The sequence below is a fragment of the Falsiroseomonas sp. RANM36 genome (genome assembly GCF_056682175.1).
Window position 1 is genome coordinate 1 of the sequence record NZ_JBWXTD010000036.1, and the last position, 1,211, is coordinate 1,211.

Annotated in this window: 1 protein-coding gene; it reads left to right on the top strand. The window is 75.1% G+C overall.

The window, feature by feature from the left end:
- Positions 1-140: 140 nt before the first annotated feature.
- Positions 141-1,130: an iron exporter MbfA gene (gene mbfA / locus AC1MIR_RS27730; RefSeq protein ID WP_480031398.1), complete on the top strand. Its 990-nt coding sequence runs from the start codon at positions 141-143 to the stop codon at positions 1,128-1,130.
- The last annotated feature ends 81 nt before the right edge of the window (positions 1,131-1,211 follow it).

Genomic DNA, 1,211 nt, shown 5'->3' on the forward strand with positions numbered 1-1,211 from the left:
CCGCGCCCGCCAGGAGGCGATCAACAGCGAACTGCTCGACGTGATCGCCGGCACCCTCGCCGAGGGCCTGCCCCTCGCCCGGCCCGGGCCGTCGGCCTGACGCCGGCGGCCCCGCACCAAACCAGGATCGGACTGCCCGCATGCGATCGTTCTTTTCCCTGCCCGGCGGGTCCCGCCGCCGCTTCGACAGCCTCTCCGCCCAGGAGATGCTGGCGCTGGCGATCTCCTCGGAGGAGGAGGACAGCCGCATCTACGCGCTCTACGCGAGCCGCCTGCGCGAGGCCTATCCCGCTTCCGCCGCCGTCTTCGAGGCGATGGCCGCGGAGGAGGACGAGCACCGCCGGCGGCTGATCGACCTCTACCGCACGCGCTACGGCGACCTGATCCTGCCCATCCGGCGCGAGCACATCGCCGATTTCTACGCCCGCCGGCCGGTCTGGCTGGTCGAGAACCTGGGCCTCGAGCGCATCCGCGACGAGGCGCGCGCGATGGAGCGCGACGCGCAGGCCTTCTACGCCGCCGCCGCCGCGCGCCCCACGGATGCCGAGGTGCGCCGGCTGCTCGGCGACCTCGCCGCCGCCGAGGCGCGGCACGAGACGGGCGCCGAGGCGCTGATCGAGGACCGGCTCGGCGGCGGCCCCGGCGCCGAGGAGGACAGCGCGGCCAAGCGCCAGTTCGTGCTCACCTGGGTCCAGCCGGGCCTGGCGGGGCTGATGGACGGCTCGGTCTCCACCCTCGCCCCGATCTTCGCCACCGCCTTCGCCACGCAGGACCCGTGGACAACCTTCCTCGTCGGCCTCTCCGCCGCGCTCGGCGCCGGGATCTCGATGGGCTTCACCGAGGCGGCGCATGACGACGGCAAGCTCTCCGGGCGCGGCGCGCCGGGGAAGCGCGGACTCGCCTCGGGCGTGATGACCGCCCTCGGCGGCCTCGGCCACGCCCTGCCCTACCTGATCCCGCATTTCTGGACCGCGACGACGATCGCGCTCGCGGTCGTCTTCCTCGAGCTCTGGGCCATCGTGTGGATCCAGAACCGCTACATGGAGACGCCGATCCGCCGCGCGATGTTCCAGATCCTGCTCGGCGGCGGGCTGGTGCTCGCCGTCGGCATCCTGATCGGCGGCGCGTAGCCGCGCCCGCGGCGGGGGGCCCCGGGGGGGGGCCCGGGCCCCCCCCCCCCCCCCCCCGATAGCCCCCCCCCCCCCCACCCC

Bases quoted from the DNA above. Each gene is read 5' to 3' on its own strand.
- mbfA (WP_480031398.1), top strand. From the start codon at position 141: ATGCGATCGTTCTTTTCCCTGCCCGGCGGGTCCCGCCGCCGCTTCGAC.